1 protein-coding gene is annotated in these 1,132 nt (G+C 63.5%); it reads right to left on the reverse strand.

All coding sequences use genetic code 11. The features are described 5' to 3' along the window. On the reverse strand, positions 1 to 1,132 hold a 1,132-nt coding region (locus tag EN893_RS34985; protein WP_128362212.1), incomplete at both ends, for an MFS transporter.

The following is a 1,132-nucleotide window of genomic DNA, read 5'->3' on the forward strand; positions in this document are numbered from 1 at the left end:
GCCGCCGCCGAGACCGCTGCAACGATGAAGAAGGCAATGTGGAAGTCGTCCAGCGACAGCGGGCCGCCATGGATTGACGTCGATACTTCCAGGATTCCGCCGGCCAGCGCCACGCCGAGCGCGACCGACAACTGCTGGAACACCGCTGTAATCGGCGTCGCCTTGCTGGTGTCTTCAGCCGAAACCTCGGCATAGGCGAGCGCATTGACGCCAGTGAAGAACATCGATCGGATGAAGCCGCCGACGAGCAGCATGGCCAGCATCAAGAGATAAGGTGTGTCGGGTGTGAACAGGCCGTTGATGGCGATCGAGGCGGCGGCGACCAGCGAACCGACAACCAGCACGCGGCGGAAGCCGGCGACGCGGAAGATCAGCGCGGTGACGAATTTCATGCCGATGGCGCCGATTGCAGAGACGAAGGTGATCATGCCGGACTGGAACGGCGTCAGCCCAAAACCGATCTGGAACATCAGCGGCAGCAGGAACGGCACAGCACCAATGCCGATGCGGAACAGTCCGCCGCCAAGCACCGAGGAGCGGAACACCTGGTTGCGGAACAGTTCGAGCGCCAGCAGCGGGTTTTTGGCGCGCCGCGCGTGCAGCAGATAGAGCGCCCCCGACACGAGGCCGACCGTTACGGTGGTGACACCGACGATTGGCGGCAGATAGGGCAAGCTGACCACCGACAGGCCAAACACCACCCCGGATGCCGCCAGCCCGCTCAGCACGAAGCCGATGAAATCAAGTGGCGGGGTCTGCGCGGGTTCGGTCTCCGGCAGGAAACGTGTTGCCAGCCAGATGCCGACCACGCCGATCGGCACATTGATCAGGAAAATCCAATGCCAGGTGAAATAGGTGGTGATGAAGCCACCGACCGGCGGTCCGACCAGCGGCCCGACCAGCGCCGGAACGGTCAGCCAGGACATCGCCGCGACGAGTTCGCTTTTCGGTGTCGCGCGCACCAGCACCAGCCGCCCGACCGGCGTCATCATGGCGCCCCCAATGCCTTGCAGAAAGCGGGAGACCACAAAAGCTGGCAGCGAACCGGAGAGCGCACAGGCTATTGAGCCGACGATGAAGACCGCGATCGCGGCACGAAAGATATTCTTGGCGCCGAAACGGTCTGCCATCC

This window comes from Mesorhizobium sp. M7A.F.Ca.CA.004.04.2.1, from assembly GCF_004022825.1.
Lineage (GTDB): Bacteria > Pseudomonadota > Alphaproteobacteria > Rhizobiales > Rhizobiaceae > Mesorhizobium.